The following is an 18,754-nucleotide window of genomic DNA, read 5'->3' on the forward strand; positions in this document are numbered from 1 at the left end:
AAACGCCATGGTGGAGACCGAGGACGTCCTCACGTCGTGCACTTTGCCCGCGGAGCCGCCGAGCGTCCCGGTCGTGCTGCGCTCGCGATTCGAAGGCCTCGTGCTCCTCGGCCGTGGTGGGATGGGCTCGGTGTATCGCGCGCGGGACAAACAGCTCGGGCGCGACGTGGCGCTCAAGTTCCTGCACGCGTCGGACGCGGAGACGAACCGAAAGCTCCTCCGCGAGGCGCGGTCGCAGGCGAGGCTCGAGCACGAGAATGCGTGCAAGGTGTACGAGGCGGCCGCCCTCGGCGACAGGCCGTACATCGTGATGCAATACATCGACGGCGACCCGCTCGATGTCGCGAGCGCCCGGATGACGCTCGAAGAAAAGGTCCGCGTCATGCTCCAGGTGTCGGCGGCCCTCCACGTGGCGCACCGGCTCGGGATCATCCATCGCGACGTGAAGCCCCACAACATCATGGTCGAGCGGGGCGAAGACGGGGCCTGCAAGCCTTACATCACCGATTTCGGCATCGCGCGGGACATACGCGAGGCGAGCCCATCCACGACCTGCTCGTTCGCCGGGACGCCCGGATACATGGCGCCGGAGCAGGCGGAGGGCGACCCGCACGCGCTGGATCGGCGGACGGACGTGTATGCGCTCGGCGCCACGCTCTACGATTTGCTCGCGGGGCGGCCGCCCTTCGAGGGCAACTTGATGGAGGTCTTGCAAAGCCTGCTCCTCGACGAACCCACGCCGCTCCGGAAGGTCCGCCCCGAGCTGCCGGAGGACCTCGAGGCCGTCGTGATGAAATGCCTCGAACGGGAGCCGGGACGCAGGTACGAATCCGCGCGGGCGTTCGGCGACGATCTCGCGCGTTTCCTCGACGGCGTCCCCGTGAAGGCGCGCCGGGCGTCACTTGGGTACGTCCTCTGGAAGACCGCGCGGAGGCACAAGGCGCGCGTCGCGCTCGGGGCGGCGCTCGTCGTGACGGCCGCGGTCCTTCTCGTCCTCTGGTTCGGGGAGCGGCGCGCCGCGGCCGAAAGGACCGCGATCGCGCGGGAGCTCGGCGAGGACGTAAAGGAGATGGAGCTCTTCCTGCGGCACGCGCAGGTGATGCCGCTGCACGACATCGAGCGCGAGCGGGACATCGTGCGGCAGCGGCTGCGAGGCATCGAGCGGCGAATGACCTTGCTCGGTCCCGCCGCGGAGGGGCCGGGGCATGATGCGCTCGGGCGAGGGTTTCTCGCGCTCCACGAGCCCGAAGAGGCGCTTTCTCATTTGCGCCACGCGTACGACGCGGGATACACCCAGCCGGCGCTCTGGTATGCGATGGGGCTCGCGCTCGTGGAGCTGCATCAAAAGGCGCTCGAGGAGACGAAGAGGATCCAGGACCACGAGCGCAGGGATGCGAGGATTGCGTCCCTCGCCGCCGAATACAAGGAACCTGCGCTCGCGCACCTGCGCGCGTCGCTCGGGGCGCGGTTCGAGTCGCCGGCATTCGTGGAGGGGCTCATCGCGCTCCACGAGGGCAAAAACGACGTCGCGCTCGAAAAGGCGCGCGAGGCGTTCCGGCAATCACCTTGGCTGCACGAGGCAAAGAAGCTCGAAGGGGACGCGCTCTTCGCGGAGGGCAGTCGATTCCGGCGCGACGCGGCGTTTGATCTCGACAGGATGATGCTGGCCTTCGAGCCGGCGGCGGCGGCGTACGCGGCGGCGGCCGAGATCGCGCGGAGTGATCCGGCCATCCACGAGGCCGAATGCGAGCTCTGGATCCAGGTCGTCCTCGCGTCGGACGCGCGGCCCGCATTGCTCCGCCCGAGCTTCGAGAAAGCGAGGCGTGCCTGCGATCGGGCCATCGCGGCCGACGCGCAGCGTTCGTCGGCGCGGCTCGAGATGGCGCTCCTGCACAGCATCTTTGCATTCCGCACCGTACACGGACCGGAGACGACGGAGCCGGAGCCGATCATCCGGGAGGCGATCACGCGCGCCGAGGACGCCGCGCGGGTCCGGGCGGACGACGCCATGGCGCATTACCTCGTGGGCGCTGCCCACAGGACGAAGTTTCTTTATCTGATGAGTCGAGGGCTCGACGCGCGGGAAGCCATGGGCCGCGCCGTCGCCGCGTACGAGGAGGCCATCCGGCTCGATCCGGGCTTCCTCTGGCCCTACAACGAGGTTTGTTCTTCCTATGCGGAGCGGGCCCGGATCGAGGCCTCACGCGGCGTCGATCCGGGCGCCTCGGTCGAGCGCGCCGTCGCGCGTTGTGACGAGGCCATCGCGCGGGATCCGAGCTTCACGTACCCGGCCATCAACAAGGCCCTCGCGTTTTTCCGGCGCGCACAATATCTCGCGTGGCAAGGCCGTTCGCCGGAGAGCGCCGTGGCAAGCGCGCTCGCGTCGGCGGCCGCCGTCCACGAGACGAACGCCCTCGACTCGGCGAACCTCTCGGCGTGGGCGCTCTGGATCGAGGCGACGCACGCCGAAGGCGCGGGCCGGGATCCGCGCCCTTCGCTCGAGCGCGCGGCGGGGTTCGTCCGGGAAATGGAGCGGCTCGGGCCTCCGTCCGCGAGTCGCGAGATCCAGGGATTGCTCGCCATGACGGAGGCGTCGTGGCTCGTCGGGCAAGGGAAAGATCCGACGGCGGCGCTCGGAACGGCACGCGCGTCGTTTCGCGCGCTGGTCGCGGCGGCGCCTTGGGACGCGGACGCTCGCCTGAACGAGGCGCGCGTAAAACGCCTCGACCTGCGCTGGGCCGTCTCGAAGGGCCGGGCAGACGCGGCTGCATTCGAGGATGCAATCGAGCCACTCCGGCGCCTCCTCGCAGAAGAGCGCGCCGATCCGCACCTCTACCAGACGCTCGCCGAGCTTCACGAGCTACGCGCGGGCTGGCTCGCCGCGCGAAATCAGCCCGCCGATCGAGATCTCGCGAGCGGAATCGCCCTTTGCGACGCCGCGCTCGCCCGAAACCCTCGCATGGCGACGGCGCTCGCGACAAAAGGCGCGCTCCGGCTCGCGCAGGCGCGTGCGTCGGGCGACGAGGAGGCTGCGACCCATGGAAGGGGCGAGGCCAGGGCCCTCTTCGAATCCGCGCTCCGTGAGAACCCGCTGCTCGCGCGGGAGCGGGGCGCGGCGCTCGCGGAGGCCGAGGCGAAGCCGAACGCGGCGCGTTGACCGGCCACGCCCTTCGTCCTCACCCCTTCCGTCCGTTGTGGTACTGTCGGCCGGATGGAGGTTGTCGCGCTCGGCCCGTTCTACGTGGCCTCTCTTCCTTGGCAAAGGCAGAGCCGCGAGTGGGTGCTCACCGTCGTCTGCAAGGCCACGTTCGAGCTGGTCCCGGGCGAGCTCCGGCTCTCGTCGGGCCAGGAGCCGATCAACGACGCCGACAACCACTGGGACGATGATCCCCGGCGCAGCGTTTACTCGCCGAGCGACCTCGTTCCTTTCCGCAAAGGCGCGGACGTCACGCTCGTCGGGCACGCGTTCGCCGCGCATCACAAGCCTTGCCGCTCGCTCCTCGCCCGCATGGTCGTGGGCTCGCTCGACAAGGCCATCGAGGTCCACGCCGACCGCACCTGGTCCGGCGAGGCGCAGATCACCGACGGCCCCGCGTTCACCCACATGCCGCTGCGCTACGAGCGCGCGCAGGGCGGGCCCGGGACCATGAACCCGGTCGGCATCCCCGTCGCGCCCGGACCCCTGCCGAACCTGCACCCGGCGCGCCGGCAACACACGCTGAAAGACGACGGCTCGCCCGTGGGCTTCGGGCCCATCGCGGCCGGGTGGCCGCAACGCGAAACCCGCCTCCGCCGCCACCGCGGGAGTTTTTCCCACGCCGAATGGCACACGCGGCCGCTGCCCGACGACATCGAGATCGAGTACTTCAACGCCGCGCCCGCCGATCAGCGCCTCCCCGAGATCACGCCCGATCTCGAGATCGTCCTCGAGCACCTCCACCCCGATCATCCGCGCCTCACGACACGCCTGCCGGGCCTGCGCCCGCAGGCATTCGTCGAACGCCCGCGCGGCGGGGCGCAGGAGCTCAATCTCGTCGGCGACGCGCTCTGGATCGATACGGATCGCGCCCTCTGCACCGTGACCTGGCGCGGCCAGATGCCGATGCTCTCGCGTGACGAGCGCGGGCGCGTCCTCGTCGCGATGGGCAACACCCGGCAGAAGCTCGGCTGGGACGACGTGCAGATGTTGATCCGCGCGCTCGCCCCGCAAAAGACGTCCGCGCCCACCCCGGCCGCGCAGCCCGCCCCGCCTGTGCCCGCCGCGCCGCCTCCCGCCGCGAAGGCCGCGCAGCCCGCGCCGCCGAAGCCGGTTCGTCCCGCCGAACAGCACATCTTCGAGGAAGAGTCCGTCGAGACGGAGGTCCTCTCCACCGAGGAGCTCGCGCGCGCCGAGGGCGTGCTCCCGGCGTGGCTCGCGCGTGGCCGAGCCCGCGGCGGTGCGTCCGCGCCGCCCCCGGTCGCGCCCCCGGTCGCGCCCGCGCCCGCCTCCGCGGCGCCCCGCGTCCCGACACAACCTCCCCGCGCGCCGCTGCCTTTCCCGGGCTCGCAGCCGCCCGCGGCCGCGCCGGTCGTCCCCCCGATGCCGCCCGTGCCGGCGATCCCCGCGGCGCCCGCGCCGCCCGTCGCGCCGCCTGTCGCGCCTCCCGTCGCGCCGCCTGTCGCGCCTCCCGTCGCGCCTCCGATGGTCCCACCGGCCGCCGTCGTGGCCGCGCAGGCCTTCACGGCCCCGCAGACGACGCCCGTGCCTCCGGCCGAGGTTCCTCGCCGCGAACCCCTCGACGTCGCGACGCCTCCCGCGTCGCCGCCGCGCGAAACCAGCCCCTGGGCGGCTTCCGCCTCGACGAACGTCATTGGCGCGCCCACGCATACGCCCGTCGCGGCGCCCGTCACCACCACCACCGCCGCCCCGGACGACACGCGCCCCCGCGTCCCGCCGGCGCGCCCCTCGCGTCGGCTCGGCCCCGAGGTCGTGGATCTCCTCTGGTTCGATCCACAAGGCGTCGCCCGCATTCGCGCCGCGTTCCCGTCCATCGTGGACGAGCTCGAATTCGAGCCGCTCGATCCCAAGCACGACCTCCCCACCGACGATCCGAATGCCTCGCGCGATCGGCACGACACCTTCGGCGTCCTCACGCGCGCCACGCCCACGGACGGACGGGGCATTCAGCGGGCGATGCTCGAATCGATCAGCGAGACCGGCCGCTTCACGCCGCCCGTCGTCATGCTCACGGGCGAGCTCCGCTTTCCGTTCGACGAGGTCGAGCACCTCAAGGCCGCGGTCGCCGCGATCACCCCGCTCGTGACCGAGGACAACAAGAAACTCAAGGACGCGCTCGAAGCGGCGAACGAGGTGCTCAAAACGCCCCTGCTCCAGGCGCCTTCCAATGTCGAGGCCGTCACGAGCGAGCTCCGCGACGCGCTCCGCCAATCGAAGCGCAGCGTCACGGTGAGCCAGCTCGACGCCCACATCGAGCGTGTGCTCCTCGAACAACGCAAATACCAGAAGCGCACCGTCTTCGGCGACGAGCAGATCCGGGCGCTCTGCGTCCCCGCAGGCGAAAATACGACCGTCCCCGTGTACCTGCCGCAAACCCTGGCGATGAAGCTGCCGCTCATGCTCAGGATGAAGGCGCGCCTGCTCGCCGAGGCCCACGCCCAGCAGGATCAATACGAATCCCACCCGAACGCGCTGCGTGTCCTCGCGCTCGGTCGCGTGGTGTCCATCGACGGCTGGCGATAACGGGGGTTTTTCCTTCGCTCGTACAAACAAGCGAACCCGACCGGCTCCCGGGGGCCGATCGGGCTCACGTTCACGTTTTGCTTCGAATCGAGGGGGCGCGGTCGTGCATCCCTAGAACCGGCCTTGGCCGTACGCCCAGCCTGCGTGCCCGTAGCCGCAGTATCCGCGCCCGTAGCCGCCGCAAGGCCCGTAGTACGGGCCGCGGATGAAGTGACGGCCGCCGACGAGACAGTCGAATCCGCGCCCGTATCCGCAGGCGCCGGGGCCGCCGACGATGGCGCCGCCGCCCGGGCCGACGATGGCGCCGCCGCCGTAGGGACCGACGATGGCGGCACCGCCGCCCGGGCCGACGATGGCGCCGCCGCCGTAGGGGCCGACGATGGCGCCGCCGCCGCCGCAGGCGCCCCCGCCCCAGCCGCAGCCGGGACCCCCCGCCGAAAGCGCGTCTTCGCTCTCGGCCGTGGTCTCGTCCGCGCTCACGGCGAGCTCCGCGCTGTCGTTCGCCTCGTCCGCGAGGGCCAGCTCGGACGCGGGATCCTCGACCTCGGCCGCGCAGCCGGCGCCCACGAGCGCCACGGACGCGGACAGACCGAGCAGCGCGAAAAACTTCGAGAACTGATTCATTGTTGGCCTCCCCAAATGGTTCCGTTCGTCGATGGTCGTCCACGCAACGGCAATCACGGCGAGCCGCGCTCACCGGAGCACATCTGACCACCGCGCTTTCTCTTTGGCCCGGGCGACCCCTCGTCGAGCGGGGCGGCCACGCGCTCGCTGATAAACATTGGAAGTTCTGCCAAGGACGGGGCAAATCGACCACGTCGCAGGCCCTCCCCCGTGCCGGGCGGATACTGCGGCCGTCCTCCGAGGCTTCTTTATGGGAATGTGATCAGGGCTCGGTGAGCGCTCTGCCTGCCCGTGCGTACGGGCGCGATCGGGCTCCCAGGAGTCGATCGGCCCCGCATCGTCTCACCCGTCTCGGGCCGATGGCGCGAAGACGTGCGTCGTTACGGGCGACCATCGCGCGCGCCGCCGACGTCGAAGCGTCCGCTGACGCCGGCGAAGCTTGCGGAACTGCCCCCGCGGCGAGAAGGGCCGGAACCCCGCCCGCTGCTTGCGCCGAGGATGGACATGAAGAAGCCGCCGGTCGATTGCGACGAAAGCGCCGCTTGGTTCTCCGCCGTCGCCTCGTTCACGTCGTCGGCACCAAGCGTCTCGAGATCCGCGCTCTCGTCGGCGATCGCCAGCTCGGCCTCGGGATCCTCGATGCCGGCGACACAACCCGTCCCGACAAACGCGATCGACGCCGCGAGCCCGAGCAGCGCGAAAAACTTCGAGATCCGATTCATGTTGGCCTCCGTGGGTTTTCGCTCCGTGGTGGTCTTCTCCGCCCCTTCCGTACAGGCGCCTCGATTACGTTGGAGCACATACAACCACCACGGTTATCCTTCGGCAAAGCCAATGGCTTGTCGAGCGGAGCACGCTCGCGCTCGCTCATGAACACGGGAACTGTCGTGGGGACGGGAGAAAAAGTCCTCCACGTAACAGCTCCGTGCCGGGCGAGCGCTTCCGCTCCCGCGCGGGCGGTCTCATGGGAAGGGGGCGACGAAGCGGGCGCGTGCCTGCTTTCGTCCGTCGAGACCCGCCGCGCGGGAGTCGCGCGTGCAAGGAGGAATGCGCCATGGGACGAACGATTCGAATCGTCATGCTCGCCGCGCTCGCGGCCGCGCCGCTCCTCGCGGCATCACCCGCGGAGGCCCAGCGACGCGAACGGAATCCCGTGTTCCGGAACCTCACGGTCGACATCAATCGCAAGGGCGAACTCGACGTCGATTTTCGCGAGTTTGGCCTGGCGCGAAGGGAGGCCGTCGAGATTCACCTCCGGGCCGAGGTCCGGGCCGTGTATCGCTGCGCGACCCGGGCCGGCGTCGTCACGGGGGGCCAGGGCGACCGACGCATCCTGCGCGAGAACGTCGCCGAGCGGATCTCGCTCCGCGCGGATCGCGAGGGCCGCATCACTGGCTCGATCGCCCTCGAGGCCCCGGATCCGGCCGTCTTCTGCGGCCGTGATCGTTTCCCGGTGCTCGTCCGCGTCACGTACGACGACGTCACGCTGAGGGACGCGACGAACGGCGTGATGGTGCGGCTCGAGGGCCGCTACAGCGAGCGCATCGGCAATCGGTTCAACCCGTTCACCGTGTTCGACCGGCGCGACGACAACGGCCGCCACGGCGATCGGTTCCGCATCCAGTGATCCGCCTTCGCGCGGATCCCTGGTAAGCTCGCGCCAGTGACGTCCCTGTCTCTTGAAGTAGACGGCGCGAGCGCGGCCGAAAACCCCACAAAACCCGTTGAAAAGGCGCGGAACGACGCGGTCGACGTCCTCCGGGGCCTCGTCATGATCCTGATGGCGATCGACCACGTGCGGGACTTCGTGGGCCCGCAGGTCGACTTTCGCATCGACCTCACGAAGACCAGCGCTGCGCTCTTCTTCACGCGGTGGATCACGCACTTTTGTGCCCCCGTCTTCGTCCTGCTCGCGGGCACGAGCGCGTACTTGCAGGCCGCGCGTGGCAAGAGCCGGAGCGAGCTCTCCTGGTTTCTCCTCACGCGGGGCGCTTGGCTCGTTCTCCTGGAAATCACGGTGATCCGGATCGGCTGGACCTTCGACCTCGGCTACCACGTCACGCCGCTCCAGGTGATCTGGGCGATCGGCTGGAGCATGATCGCGCTCGCCGGCCTCGTGCACCTGCCCGTGCGTGTGGTCGCGGCGATCGGCGTCGCCATGATCGCCGGGCACAACCTCCTCGACGGCGTCTCCTTCGCCAAAGGCAGCGCGCTCGACGTCGTCTGGTCGATCCTCCACACGTCCAAACCTTTCGAGCCCTTACCGGGTCACTACGTGTTCATCGCGTACCCGCTCGTGCCGTGGATCGGCGTCATGGCCGCGGGATATGGCCTCGGCGCGCTCTTCGAGGCGGCGCCGGGCGAGCGCCGCGCGTGGCTCTACAAGCTCGGCGCGGCGCTCACGCTTTCGTTCGTGGTTGTCCGGGGGCTCAACGTCTACGGCGATCCTTTGCCCTGGACCTCGCAGGGCAGCGCCCTCGCAACGACGCTCTCGTTCCTCAATTGCCGCAAGTACCCGCCGTCGCTCTCGTACCTGCTCATGACGCTCGGGCCCGCGCTCGTCGCGCTCGGCGCGCTCGAGGGCCGCGAGCTCCCGGGCAAGAGGATCCTGCTCGTGTTCGGCCGGGCGCCGCTGTTTTATTACATCCTCCACCTCTTCCTGGCCCATGCCTCCGCCGCGATCCTGCACTACGCGATCCACGGCGACGAGGTCTTCACCTGGCAACACATGGGTTTGCCCGCGAAGGCCCAGCATGGTTTGCCCTTCGTCTACGGAACCACGCTCGTCGTGGTGGCGGCGCTCTACCCGCTCTGCCGCTGGTTCGCGGAGCTCAAGCGAAGGCGGCGGGATCTCGCATTTCTCAGTTATCTTTGACGTCGGAAGGTGGCACGCACGATGACCGCACTGGATGGCCTGTTCGAGGAGCTGGATCGACGGATTCCCCGGGAGCTTTCGGAGATCGTGGACGCGGTCTCGCCTGCCGTGAACGCGCTCGGGTACGACAAATGGGGCTTCTCCACGGCGGCGGCGAAGCGCACGCTCTACGTCGCGGCCTGGTTTTACCGGCATTATTTCCGGGTCGAGGTCCACGGAATCGATCACGTGCCCGAGGGACGGGGCCTGCTCATCGGCAACCACTCGTCGCAGCTCGCTTACGACGGCATGATGGTGGCGACCGCGATGATGCTCGACGCGCGCCCGCCGCGGGCGGTGAAGGCGATGATCGAGAAGGTCTTCCAGCGCTTGCCGCTCGTGAACGTGTGGCTGACGCGGGCCGGCCAGGTCACAGGCCTGCCCGAGAATTGCGAGCGCCTGCTCGAAGACGACGAGCTCATCATGGTCTTCCCGGAGGGCGTGCGTGGCAGCGGCAAGCTCTGGAAGGATCGGTACAAGCTCGTCGACTTCGGCACGGGCTTCGTGCGCCTGGCGATGAAGACGCGCTCTCCCATCACGCCGTTCGCGTTCGTCGGCGGCGAGGAAGCGTGCCCGGCGTTCTTCGACATCAAGCCGCTCGCTCGTGCCCTCAACATACCGTACTTCCCGATCACGCCGACGGTCCTGCCCCTGCCTTTGCCGGCGCGCTGCTCGATCTGGTTCGGCGAGCCGATGTGGTTCGAGGGCACGGGCAACGAGGAGGACGCCGAGGTGATCCCGAAGGTGGAAGCCGTGAAGGCGCGGATCGCGGAGCTACTCGACGAGGGGCGAGCCGCGCGCACGAGCCTGTACCTCTGAACCTCTGACGCGGACGGACGAACTCGCACGTTCGCGGGTCGGGGCTTGGCATTTGCCGCCGCGATGGTGCACATTGCGCCCGCCATGAAGCCCTTGCTGATCACCAGCGCGCTCCCTTACGCCAACGGCCACATTCACCTCGGCCACCTGCTCGAGTACACGCAGACGGACATCTTCGCGCGGTACCAGCGCATGACCGGGCGCCGCGCCATCTACATCTGCGCGGACGACACGCACGGCACGTCGATCATGATCCGCGCGCGCAAGGAGGGGCGCTCGGAGGAGGCGGTGATCGCGGACATGAGCGCCGCGCATCAGCGCGACTTCGCCGACTTCATGATCCAGTTCGATCACTTCGGCAGCACGAACTCGGCCGCGACGCGCGAGGTCTGCAACGAGATCTGGGCCTCGCTGCAGAAGAACGGGCGGGTCGCGAAGCGTGACGTGACGCAGCTCTTCGACCCGCAGGCGGGCACGTTCCTCGCGGACCGGTTCGTCAAGGGCACGTGCCCGCGCTGCGGCGCGCCCGATCAGTACGGCGACAACTGCGACAAGTGCGGCTCGACGTACAGCGCGACCGAGCTCGTGGACCCGAAGAGCACGCTCTCCGGCGCGCGGCCGGAGCTCAAGAGCGCCGAGCACCTGTTCATCTCGCTCGAGCCCGACCACGCCTTCCTCGCCGAATGGACGGCGGTCGAGGGCCGCATGCCGAAGGAGATCTCGAACTACCTCGCGGGCCATTTCCTCGCGGAGCCCTTGCGCGACTGGGACATCTCGCGCCCCGCGCCTTACTTCGGCTTCGAGATCCCCGACGCGCCGGGGCATTACTGGTACGTCTGGTTCGACGCGCCGATCGGATACATCGGCTCGACACGCGAGTGGTGCGACAAGCACGGCGAGCGCATGGAGGACTGGTGGCGCTCGGACAAGACGGAGATCGTGCACGTCATCGGCAAGGACATCGTTTATTTCCACACGCTGTTCTGGCCCTCGATGCTGAAGAGCGCGGGGTATTCGCTGCCTTCCCGGGTGCAGGTGCACGGCTTCTTGACGGTGAATGGCGAGAAGATGTCGAAGACGAAGGGCACGTTCGTCATGGCGCGGACGTACCTCGACCACCTCGATCCCTCGTACCTCCGTTATTACTACGCGAGCAAGCTCGGCGCGCGCGTCGAGGATTTTGATCTCAACGTCGACGAGTTCGTGCAGAAGGTGAACGCGGAGCTCGTGAACAAGATCGTGAACCTCGCGAGCCGCTCGTCACGCTTCGTGGCGAAGACGGGCCTTTCCGCGAGCTATCCGGATGACGGCGGGCTCTTCGAGGCGGCGGCGAAGGCGGGCGCGGAGATCGGCGAGGCGTACGCGGCATTCGATTTCGCGCGGGCGACCCGGATCATCGTGGGTCTCGCGGACCGGGCGAACGAATACGTGGATCGCGTGGCCCCGTGGGCGCTCGCCAAGCAGCCGGGTAAGGAGCAGGAGGTGCAGAATGCGTGCACGGTCGCGCTGAACCTGTACCGGCAGATCGTGCTTTACCTGGCGCCCGTCCTGCCGAAGCTCGCGGCGGAGTCGGGCGTGCTCCTGAATTGCGCAATGGATCGGTTCGATCTCGCGCAGAAGCCGCTCGTGGGCACGCCCGTCGCGCCGTACCAGCATTTGATGAAGCGAATGGAGATGGATGCCGTGCAGAAGATGCTCGAAGCGAGCCGCGCGGGCGAGCCGGGCGAGGCGCCGAAGGCCGCGGCGGCCCCGGAGGCGAGCGCGGGGGAAGCGGCCCCGACGACGTGGGACGATGCGGGCGACGCGCTCGCCAAGGAGCCCCTCGCGCCGCAGTGTTCGATCGACGATTTCACGAAGGTCGACATGCGCGTCGCGCGGATCATCGCGGCCGAGGGCGTGCCGGGGGCGAAGAAGCTCCTCAAGCTCACGGTCTCGCTCGGCGGCGACACGACGCGGACGGTGTTCGCGGGGATCAAGGCGTATTACGATCCGAAGGCTCTCCTCGGCCGACTCGTGATCGTGTGCGCGAACCTGGCGCCGCGGCAGATGAAGTTCGGGATGAGCGAAGGCATGGTGCTCGCGGCGGGCGACGGGGAGAACGTGTTCGTCCTGTCGGCCGATAGCGGGGCGAAACCCGGGATGCGGGTGCATTGATGGGGCCCTTGGGGGCGGTCTTGCACGACCGCCCCCTCATTCCCTCGCCGGCCAGCTCGCCCTGAGCGCCTCCCCGAGCGCCTTCGCCTCCCCCTCCTCGTACACGTAAACACCAAGCTCCCAGGTGAGCACCTGCGCGGGCCTGTCCTGCGTGTCCGCCGCGTCGATCGGAATCACGTGCACGTGATGATGCGGGAACGAATTCACCCGCGCCGTCGCCGCGCCGAGCGCTGCCACGAAGGTTCGGCGCGGTGAAAGCACGCGTTCCAGTGCGCGCGTCGTTTCCCACGCGAGCTTTTGCACCTCGGCGTATTCGTCCCACGACAGCGCCGCGATCGACTCCACGTGACGCCGCAGCACCACGAGCACGTGGCCACGCCGCGCCGCGAATCGATCCAGCACGGCCACCGCGCGCGGGCTTTCAGCGAGCTGCACGGTATCCGCGGGAAACCCCCTTGCGAGCGCGCACATCGCGCACCCCTCGTACGACGCGGGCAAACGCGCCCGCTCCGCTTCGACGCGCGCGAGCGCCTCGGCTTTTCTGATCCGGGGCATGGGCCCTCGTCAATGCCTCTCGTACCACGGTACGATCCGCGGCGGCCGCGACGGCTTTCTTTCAGACGGAGGCGGGAATTTCGCCGTTGGCGTGTGCGTGAGCGGCGGGCCTTTTTGCTTCTCCTCGTATTCGTCGACCCGGGCGGCCACCGCGTTCAGAGCATTGGAGTCCGGTTCGTACGATCCGAAGGGAAAGGCGAGCGACGCTTCGTACATACCAAGGAGCGTCGGCACCGGCTCGGCCCGGGGAAACGTCTCTTTCACCACCTGCACATTCCACCGGATGCCCGTGAATCTCCGCTCCGGCGGGTGCAGGAAAAGGAACCGGGCGAGCGCGCGCAGCGCCGTCGCGCCATCAAGCAGCTCCTTCCGGATCTCGGGCGTCCGGATCGACCACGACTCGATCATCGACTCGTTGCAGAGCACGTACTCCCGATAGCCGACGCGCTCCTCCGGTCCGGCCATCGACGCGGCATAGCCCGTCACGGGCGTGTCGTGCGCGAAATACACCGCCGCGATGCGCTCGGGGTGGGCGACCGCGTCGGCGATCGGCACCGGTTTGCCCGCGAGATCCCTGACTTCGAGGTTCTTCTTCGAGGTCATGAGCACGGCAATCCACGCGTCTTGCTTCAGCGTGACCCGAAGGAGCCGATCGCCGTAGGATTCGCCGCCGAGGCCAAACGTCGTCGCCCAGGGCGCGGTCCAAGCATATCGCGCGCGGGCGAACGGCGTCGTGCGGAGTACCTCCGCGAGCGGATCCTTGGCGACGGCGCGGGCGTGGAGCATTTGATCGAAATACGACGCGCCATGCTCGGGCGATTCGGTGCGCGTGAGGAGCACGCGGTCTTTTTCGAGAGCCGCGATCTGCTCGCGCGTCGTCCACGTGTAGAGCACCCGGCGCGCGAGCGAGCCGTCCGTGACCGCGTAGGGCGCGAATTTTTGCAGGAGCTCCTCTTCGCCCTGATTTGGGCTGGTCCACACGGGCGCGGACGCGGTCGCCGCGGGCGCGGCGGCGTGGGTAGGGACGGAGGATACGGGCGCGGGGGCGGGCGCGGGGCTGCAGGCGAGTTCGGAGAGCGCAATCGAGAGCCACGCGCCCTTTTCCAGCGTGGCCTTGGTCCGTCGTCGATACCCCGCGCGACCGTCGTCTCGTCCCATGGAGGGCGAGGATATCAGCTTCCTCGCGGGCGCGCAGGGATTCCTCTCACTTGAGCGGAGGCGGCTCGTACACGCGCTTCACGTCCGCGCCGCCCGCGAACGCGTACGAGCCCGCGCTCCCGTAGCCGTACCCGATGATCCCGAAAGGTTTGTCCCCGGTCAGCTTGTGCACGCCGGGCTCCAGCGGGCATTTGCGAGAATGGTACGCCTTGCCCTCGACCATGCCCGCGGGCTCGATCTGGCAGAGGTTCGTCGTGAAGCCGTCGAGCATGATCTCCGAGCCGACCTCGGCCGCGATCACGACCCAGTTCTGCGTCCACGAGGACGGCGTCGGAATGACGTATTCGGTGCGGAACTGCTCGATCGGCGGGAAAACGGTGAGCGAAGGATCGCCGATCGCGGGGCCGTCGACGTACCCGTTCGAGACCTGGAGCTGCCCCACCATGACCGGCTTCGTCGCGCCGACCACGAAATTGTCCTGCGCCCACGTGGTCTTCACCTCGCCCGCTTGGAGCACGAACGAATCGAAGGGCGCGGGCAGGTTCGTCGTGACGGTCGCGTCCTCGGCGACGCCGAGGAATCGAATGATGTCGGGCTCGCGGTAGCCCGACGTGGAGCGCACGGGGCTGCGCGTGATCACATAACGCGAGCCGATCGATTCGACGGGGAACATCTGCTCTTCGAGGTGATCGAGGCAGCAGGTGCTATCGCTCGTCCAGCCCCCGTACGTCGGGATCTCGACGACGCCGCCGGGCGCACTCGTGGTCTCGACGCCCGAGAAGACGGCGACCGGGAGTGTCGACGTGACGATCGTGGACGAGAGATCGGCCACCGTTTTCGGGTCGTCCTGGAACGTGGCGTCGTCGGTCTCCAGGTTCAAGACGTCGAAGGGATTGAGCGTGACCTTGATCTCGCCGCCGGGCATCGTCGCCGCGATCGGCGGGTTGCCCTTGATGCGCCAGCTCGGCTTGACCGTGACGACGGTGTTCGGCTTCGTGCCGATGACGGTCACGTACGAGCGATCGATGATCTTGCCGATGCCCGGGAAATCGAGCGGGACCGGGTGCCCGGCCGGCCAGTTGATGATGCGGTAGATCTTGCCGAGGCCGGTCGTGGGCAAGAGGAGCGACGCGTCGTTCGAGTACGCATTCTCGAAGACGTTGAACTGATACACGACGATCGGCGTGGACGAGGTGATGCGGAACGCGTTCGAGGACAAACACGTGCCGGGGGAGAGGTAATCGTTCGGCTTGACGCCGCAATCGAGCTCGCGCGTCGGCAGCTTCGCCGTGAAGAGCTCGCCGGGCTGCACGTCGACCGCAAGCACGAGCTTCGGCGTCGCGGGCATTCCGAGCGGCGCGTCATTCTGCTCGATCACGACCTTCGCCACGGCCTCGCCGGTATTCGAGAGGACGACGCCCCAGGGCGCGCTCGCCGGATCGTTCAAGCCGTCCTGTTGATCGAGATCGACGGCCCAGAACTCGCAACCCACGTTGGAGGGCTGATCGGCGGCGACGTCACAAGCGCCGGTGCATTTCCCATTGGAGCAGCCGAACCCCGCGGCGGCGTCGCAGACCTCGACGACCTCGCTCGCGTCCTTGCCGTCCTCGGAGCAGCGGCGCACCTCGTTCCCCACGCAGGTGAGGGAGCCGGGCTGGCATTCGACGCAGCCCACGTTCGGCGCGCACACGCCGCTCGGACACGTGATCGGCGCGCCGGGGGTGCCGTCGGAATTGCAGGGCGTGAAAACGGCCCCGAAGCATTGGCCGCAGCCGGTGCCGTCGCTGCCGCCGGCCCCGGCGGTGCCGCCGGCGCTCGTGGAGGTGTGATCGCCACTGGCCGAGCAAGCGAAGGGGATCACGAAACATGGGAGGAGAAAGAGAGCTAGCAGAGTGCGCATGCGCCGGAGAATGCCACGGTTCTCTGCGTTTGCGATCGCCGGATCTCGGGCCTCTCCAGAATTACGGCGCCGTACGTTCGAGCGCGCGGAGGAGCCCGACCTCCAGCCGATGACCCGAAGCGTCAATTCCGGCGGCGAGGAGCGCACGATCGTAGCCCGCCTCGACGGCGTCCGCGGCGCGCGCGAGGAGCGCCGCGCGGGGAGGCAGCGCGTCCGTGCGGCCCTCGAAGGCGTCGCGACAATCGTCGGCCGAGCAGGAATGAAAGGCCCGACAGCGCAGCGGCCGCGCCTCGTGCACCGAGCAGTAGCCGCGTTCGTCGAGCAGCGCGCAGGGGATCCGCGCGGCCCAGCGCTCTTCGTCGGAGAGCGGCTCGACGTCCGCCACGTGCCGTGCGAGCCGTTCCTTCAGCGCGAAGAGCGCCTCCGGGGCGAGCGAGCGACGGAGCCACGCGGCGACGGCGAGGATCTCGGGGAGGGTCGCGTGCGCGTGCACGTGACAGCAATACGAGCAACCGGCCGAGCAGGCCGGGGCGCGGGCGCCCGTGCCTTGGGCGCGCGTGGTCTCCCGCTCCATCGCCGCGTGGGCCGCGAGGGCGAGCGATTCGAGGTTGCCCTCGCCGAGGCGGTCTTCGACGTCCCGCGCGACGCGCGCGCGGATGGCCTCGTCTCTTTGCTGCAGGACGCGAAGGGCACGCACGGCTCGAAAATTACGCCCCGGGCCGCGCCGGTCAACCGCAGGCTGCCGATAAACTTGCTGCGCGCCCTGGATCGTCGGTCGTCGTCCTCGGAATCCTTCCGTATTCCTGCGTCCTCCTGCCTAGCTCCAGGGAGCCCGTGAACACGGACCCCTCGCGCGGACCCTACCTCCCGAAGGCCGGCGACGACAGCACTTCGTGCAGCCAGTCCCAGACGGCCTTCTGCAAATCGTTCGCGGCGATGCTCGGGAACGAACAGATGTCGCTCCCACCGAGGTGGCGACGCGCGCACATGTAGTACCGGCGCTCCGAGCTACCCGAAATCTTCCCCAGGATCCGACCGCCACACGGAGGGCAGCGAAGAATACCCGTCAACGCAAACGGTTCCGTCGGCTTCGATCGCACGAAGATCGCCGCGTCTCCACGATAGCGGAACGACTCCTGGGCACGGCGAGCTGCGCAAGCGAACAACCGCGGTTCGAGGCCGTGCTCGCTCGTGTGGACCAGAAGATCGTGGCCCTGCGCGCGGTCCGCAGACGCCTGATGCAGACGCTCCGACGCTGCCGGGCTCACGAGTGCACCCTGCTCGACGAACCGTTGAGGGCCATCTCCGCGGTGCGTTCATGAAGGCGTGGCTCGCCGTGCTCGGGCTGTCCTCTTCACGGCAGCGGCCGAGACCGGTGGGTGCTTCGCGGTTTACGCGTGGCTCAAACGCGGAGCGTGACCTTTATGGCTCGCTCGCCCCGATGAAGATGCTGCACACGAGCGCGACCGAGCTCGAGGGGTCGTCGGAGGCCATGAAGAGTCGTAAGAAGCTCGAGCACTTGTCGGCGGGGATTCTTCTGTTGCCGCTCGCGTTGTCTGCAATCGACGTCCGAGCTGAGAACAATGCGGGCCCTGCGGTCCCTTCCAATGCACCCTCCGTGACCAATCTCTCAGCCGTGGCAAGACCGGAGACCGGCAAGGTCTCGGCCACTGACATCCACGAGAGCGACAACATGGTCGCGCGGATGATGCGCCTTGGTCCCGGCGCTTCGAGCAAGGAACATCATCATCCGTTTTTCGACGAGGCCATCGTTTCGATGGTGAAATGGATCATTGACCCACGAACGGAAATATGCCATTCGAGCGCAGGCTCATGAAACCCGTGCCCAAGGCCCAGCCGTCGTTCTACAAGCGCCCCCTGCCCGAGGGCTGCATATCGTTCTCCTCCGCGGATGGGCGCGCGATCTTTCGCGAAGCTCTCTCCGGAGGGACGATGGAGGGCTTCTTTTCGCTCATCGAGCAGTTCCACACCCAGGCCGAGCCTGCGTTTTGCGGACTTGGTACGCTCATCATGGTGTTGAACGCGCTGGCGATCGATCCTGGCCGCGCGTGGAAGGGGCCATGGCGCTGGTACGCGGAAGAGCACCTGGACTGTTGTCGCCCCCTCGATGCGGTCGCTCGGGACGGGATTACGCTGACGCAATTCGCATGCCTCGCCCGGTGTAACGGCACCCGGACCAACACGCACTTCGCGGAGTCCTCATCCGTCGAGGTGTTTCGCAAGGCTATTCGAGATGCCACGTCTCGCCCAGGCGAAACCCATCTCGTCGTCGCCTACGACCGCGCGACGCTGGGCCAGACCGGAAGCGGCCACTTCTCGCCGATCGGCGGTATGCACGCGGACCGGGATATCGTGCTCCTGCTCGACGTGGCACGCTTCAAATACCCGCCGCATTGGGTCCCGATCGAGACGCTCTTTCGCGCCATGCTCCCGATCGACCAAGCCTCGGGGCGGTCCCGCGGGTTCATGACCATCGAGCGAGAGCACCCGGTGGCGCCCGTGACGGCCCTCCGCGACGACGCCGACTGGACCGAAATCGAGCATTTCCTTCGTGATCTCGACGGCACGGACGTCCTGGTCCTGGCCGGTTGTCTCCAGGCAGGCGTCTCGCCCGCGCCGCGCTTGCTTGAGATCCTGCGCGGTTCGGGCGACGTGCCCGCGAGCCTCCAGGGGCAGGTGGAGCGACTCCGCGCGCAGGTCTCCGCCCTCCAGGATGCCTCTCGCCCCCCATCGGGCGTCGCTACCAGAGACGATTGATCGCCGCCGGCTCGGCTCGTCCGGCGGAAGCCACGAGCAGGTGTAATGAAGCCTGGCGGCTGCGTCTTCGAGGCATGGGCGGCGAGAGGGCCGCTCCCGAAAGGAAGACGCC

15 protein-coding genes are annotated in these 18,754 nt (G+C 68.5%); 8 read left to right on the forward strand and 7 right to left on the reverse strand.

Annotated elements, in window-relative coordinates:
- Positions 1–7 precede the first annotated feature (7 nt).
- Positions 8–3,157 carry a serine/threonine-protein kinase gene (locus KEG38_RS26730; protein ID WP_272422746.1) on the forward strand — a complete coding sequence of 1,050 codons (3,150 nt, stop codon included), beginning with the start codon at positions 8–10 and terminating at the stop codon, positions 3,155–3,157.
- Positions 3,158–3,211: 54 nt separating this feature from the next.
- Positions 3,212–5,740, forward strand: a complete 2,529-nt coding sequence (locus KEG38_RS26735) for a DUF2169 family type VI secretion system accessory protein (RefSeq protein WP_272422747.1) — start codon at positions 3,212–3,214, stop codon at positions 5,738–5,740.
- Between the two features lie 111 nt (positions 5,741–5,851).
- Here KEG38_RS26735 and KEG38_RS26740 read toward each other — a convergent pair whose 3' ends face one another.
- Positions 5,852–6,364, reverse strand: a complete 513-nt coding sequence (locus tag KEG38_RS26740) for a hypothetical protein (RefSeq protein WP_272422748.1) — start codon at positions 6,362–6,364, stop codon at positions 5,852–5,854.
- A gap of 380 nt (positions 6,365–6,744) precedes the next feature.
- Positions 6,745–7,086 carry a hypothetical protein gene (locus KEG38_RS26745; RefSeq protein WP_272422749.1) on the reverse strand — a complete coding sequence of 114 codons (342 nt, stop codon included), beginning with the start codon at positions 7,084–7,086 and terminating at the stop codon, positions 6,745–6,747.
- Between the two features lie 332 nt (positions 7,087–7,418).
- Between KEG38_RS26745 and KEG38_RS26750 the strand changes: the two genes are divergently transcribed.
- The 4 genes from KEG38_RS26750 to metG all read left to right on the forward strand — a co-directional run bounded on the left by KEG38_RS26750 (position 7,419) and on the right by metG (position 12,251).
- Positions 7,419–7,991 (forward strand): hypothetical protein, encoded by a 573-nt coding sequence (locus tag KEG38_RS26750; RefSeq protein ID WP_272422750.1) that lies wholly within the window; start codon positions 7,419–7,421, stop codon positions 7,989–7,991.
- A 36-nt stretch (positions 7,992–8,027) separates the two neighbouring features.
- The gene (locus tag KEG38_RS26755) at positions 8,028–9,239 is read left to right on the forward strand and encodes an acetyltransferase domain-containing protein (protein WP_272422751.1); all 1,212 of its coding nucleotides are present in this window, start codon (positions 8,028–8,030) and stop codon (positions 9,237–9,239) included.
- 21 nt (positions 9,240–9,260) lie between these two features.
- Entirely contained in the window at positions 9,261–10,097 is an 837-nt protein-coding gene (locus tag KEG38_RS26760) for a lysophospholipid acyltransferase family protein (protein WP_272422752.1), read from the forward strand.
- Between the two features lie 84 nt (positions 10,098–10,181).
- The gene (gene metG, locus KEG38_RS26765) at positions 10,182–12,251 is read left to right on the forward strand and encodes a methionine--tRNA ligase (RefSeq protein WP_272422753.1); all 2,070 of its coding nucleotides are present in this window, start codon (positions 10,182–10,184) and stop codon (positions 12,249–12,251) included.
- A 36-nt stretch (positions 12,252–12,287) separates the two neighbouring features.
- On the opposite strand, the gene KEG38_RS26770 is transcribed toward metG, so the two are convergent.
- The 5 genes from KEG38_RS26770 to KEG38_RS56065 all read right to left on the reverse strand — a co-directional run bounded on the left by KEG38_RS26770 (position 12,288) and on the right by KEG38_RS56065 (position 17,132).
- Positions 12,288–12,806 carry an HIT family protein gene (locus tag KEG38_RS26770; RefSeq protein WP_272422754.1) on the reverse strand — a complete coding sequence of 173 codons (519 nt, stop codon included), beginning with the start codon at positions 12,804–12,806 and terminating at the stop codon, positions 12,288–12,290.
- A gap of 9 nt (positions 12,807–12,815) precedes the next feature.
- Entirely contained in the window at positions 12,816–13,964 is a 1,149-nt protein-coding gene (locus tag KEG38_RS26775; RefSeq protein WP_272422755.1) for a hypothetical protein, read from the reverse strand.
- A 46-nt stretch (positions 13,965–14,010) separates the two neighbouring features.
- On the reverse strand, positions 14,011–15,864 hold the full coding sequence (locus KEG38_RS26780) for an IgGFc-binding protein (RefSeq protein ID WP_272422756.1): 1,854 nt from the start codon (positions 15,862–15,864) through the stop codon (positions 14,011–14,013).
- Between the two features lie 61 nt (positions 15,865–15,925).
- Positions 15,926–16,561 carry a YkgJ family cysteine cluster protein gene (locus tag KEG38_RS26785; RefSeq protein WP_272422757.1) on the reverse strand — a complete coding sequence of 212 codons (636 nt, stop codon included), beginning with the start codon at positions 16,559–16,561 and terminating at the stop codon, positions 15,926–15,928.
- Positions 16,562–16,724: 163 nt separating this feature from the next.
- The gene (locus KEG38_RS56065; RefSeq protein ID WP_372518194.1) at positions 16,725–17,132 is read right to left on the reverse strand and encodes a recombinase zinc ribbon domain-containing protein; all 408 of its coding nucleotides are present in this window, start codon (positions 17,130–17,132) and stop codon (positions 16,725–16,727) included.
- 50 nt (positions 17,133–17,182) lie between these two features.
- Here KEG38_RS56065 and KEG38_RS26790 point away from each other — a divergent pair, with 50 nt between their 5' ends.
- Both KEG38_RS26790 and KEG38_RS26795 read left to right on the forward strand, forming a co-directional pair.
- Positions 17,183–17,701 carry a hypothetical protein gene (locus KEG38_RS26790; protein WP_272422758.1) on the forward strand — a complete coding sequence of 173 codons (519 nt, stop codon included), beginning with the start codon at positions 17,183–17,185 and terminating at the stop codon, positions 17,699–17,701.
- Positions 17,698–18,642, forward strand: a complete 945-nt coding sequence (locus tag KEG38_RS26795; protein ID WP_272422759.1) for a phytochelatin synthase family protein — start codon at positions 17,698–17,700, stop codon at positions 18,640–18,642. The genes KEG38_RS26790 and KEG38_RS26795 overlap by 4 nt, the downstream gene beginning before the upstream one ends.
- Positions 18,643–18,754: the final 112 nt, after the last annotated feature.

The organism is Polyangium jinanense, from assembly GCF_028435265.1.
Lineage (GTDB): Bacteria > Myxococcota_A > Polyangia > Polyangiales > Polyangiaceae > Polyangium > Polyangium jinanense.

Coding starts and splice junctions, on each gene's coding strand:
- KEG38_RS26750 (WP_272422750.1), top strand. CDS start 7,419: ATGGGACGAACGATTCGAATCGTCATGCTCGCCGCGCTCGCGGCCGCG.
- KEG38_RS26795 (WP_272422759.1), top strand. CDS start 17,698: ATGAAACCCGTGCCCAAGGCCCAGCCGTCGTTCTACAAGCGCCCCCTG.
- KEG38_RS26780 (WP_272422756.1), bottom strand. CDS start 15,864: ATGCGCACTCTGCTAGCTCTCTTTCTCCTCCCATGTTTCGTGATCCCC.
- KEG38_RS26760 (WP_272422752.1), top strand. CDS start 9,261: ATGACCGCACTGGATGGCCTGTTCGAGGAGCTGGATCGACGGATTCCC.
- KEG38_RS26745 (WP_272422749.1), bottom strand. CDS start 7,086: ATGAATCGGATCTCGAAGTTTTTCGCGCTGCTCGGGCTCGCGGCGTCG.
- KEG38_RS26770 (WP_272422754.1), bottom strand. CDS start 12,806: ATGCCCCGGATCAGAAAAGCCGAGGCGCTCGCGCGCGTCGAAGCGGAG.
- KEG38_RS26790 (WP_272422758.1), top strand. CDS start 17,183: ATGAAGGCGTGGCTCGCCGTGCTCGGGCTGTCCTCTTCACGGCAGCGG.
- metG (WP_272422753.1), top strand. CDS start 10,182: ATGAAGCCCTTGCTGATCACCAGCGCGCTCCCTTACGCCAACGGCCAC.
- KEG38_RS26740 (WP_272422748.1), bottom strand. CDS start 6,364: ATGAATCAGTTCTCGAAGTTTTTCGCGCTGCTCGGTCTGTCCGCGTCC.
- KEG38_RS26775 (WP_272422755.1), bottom strand. CDS start 13,964: ATGGGACGAGACGACGGTCGCGCGGGGTATCGACGACGGACCAAGGCC.
- KEG38_RS26730 (WP_272422746.1), top strand. CDS start 8: ATGGTGGAGACCGAGGACGTCCTCACGTCGTGCACTTTGCCCGCGGAG.
- KEG38_RS26735 (WP_272422747.1), top strand. CDS start 3,212: ATGGAGGTTGTCGCGCTCGGCCCGTTCTACGTGGCCTCTCTTCCTTGG.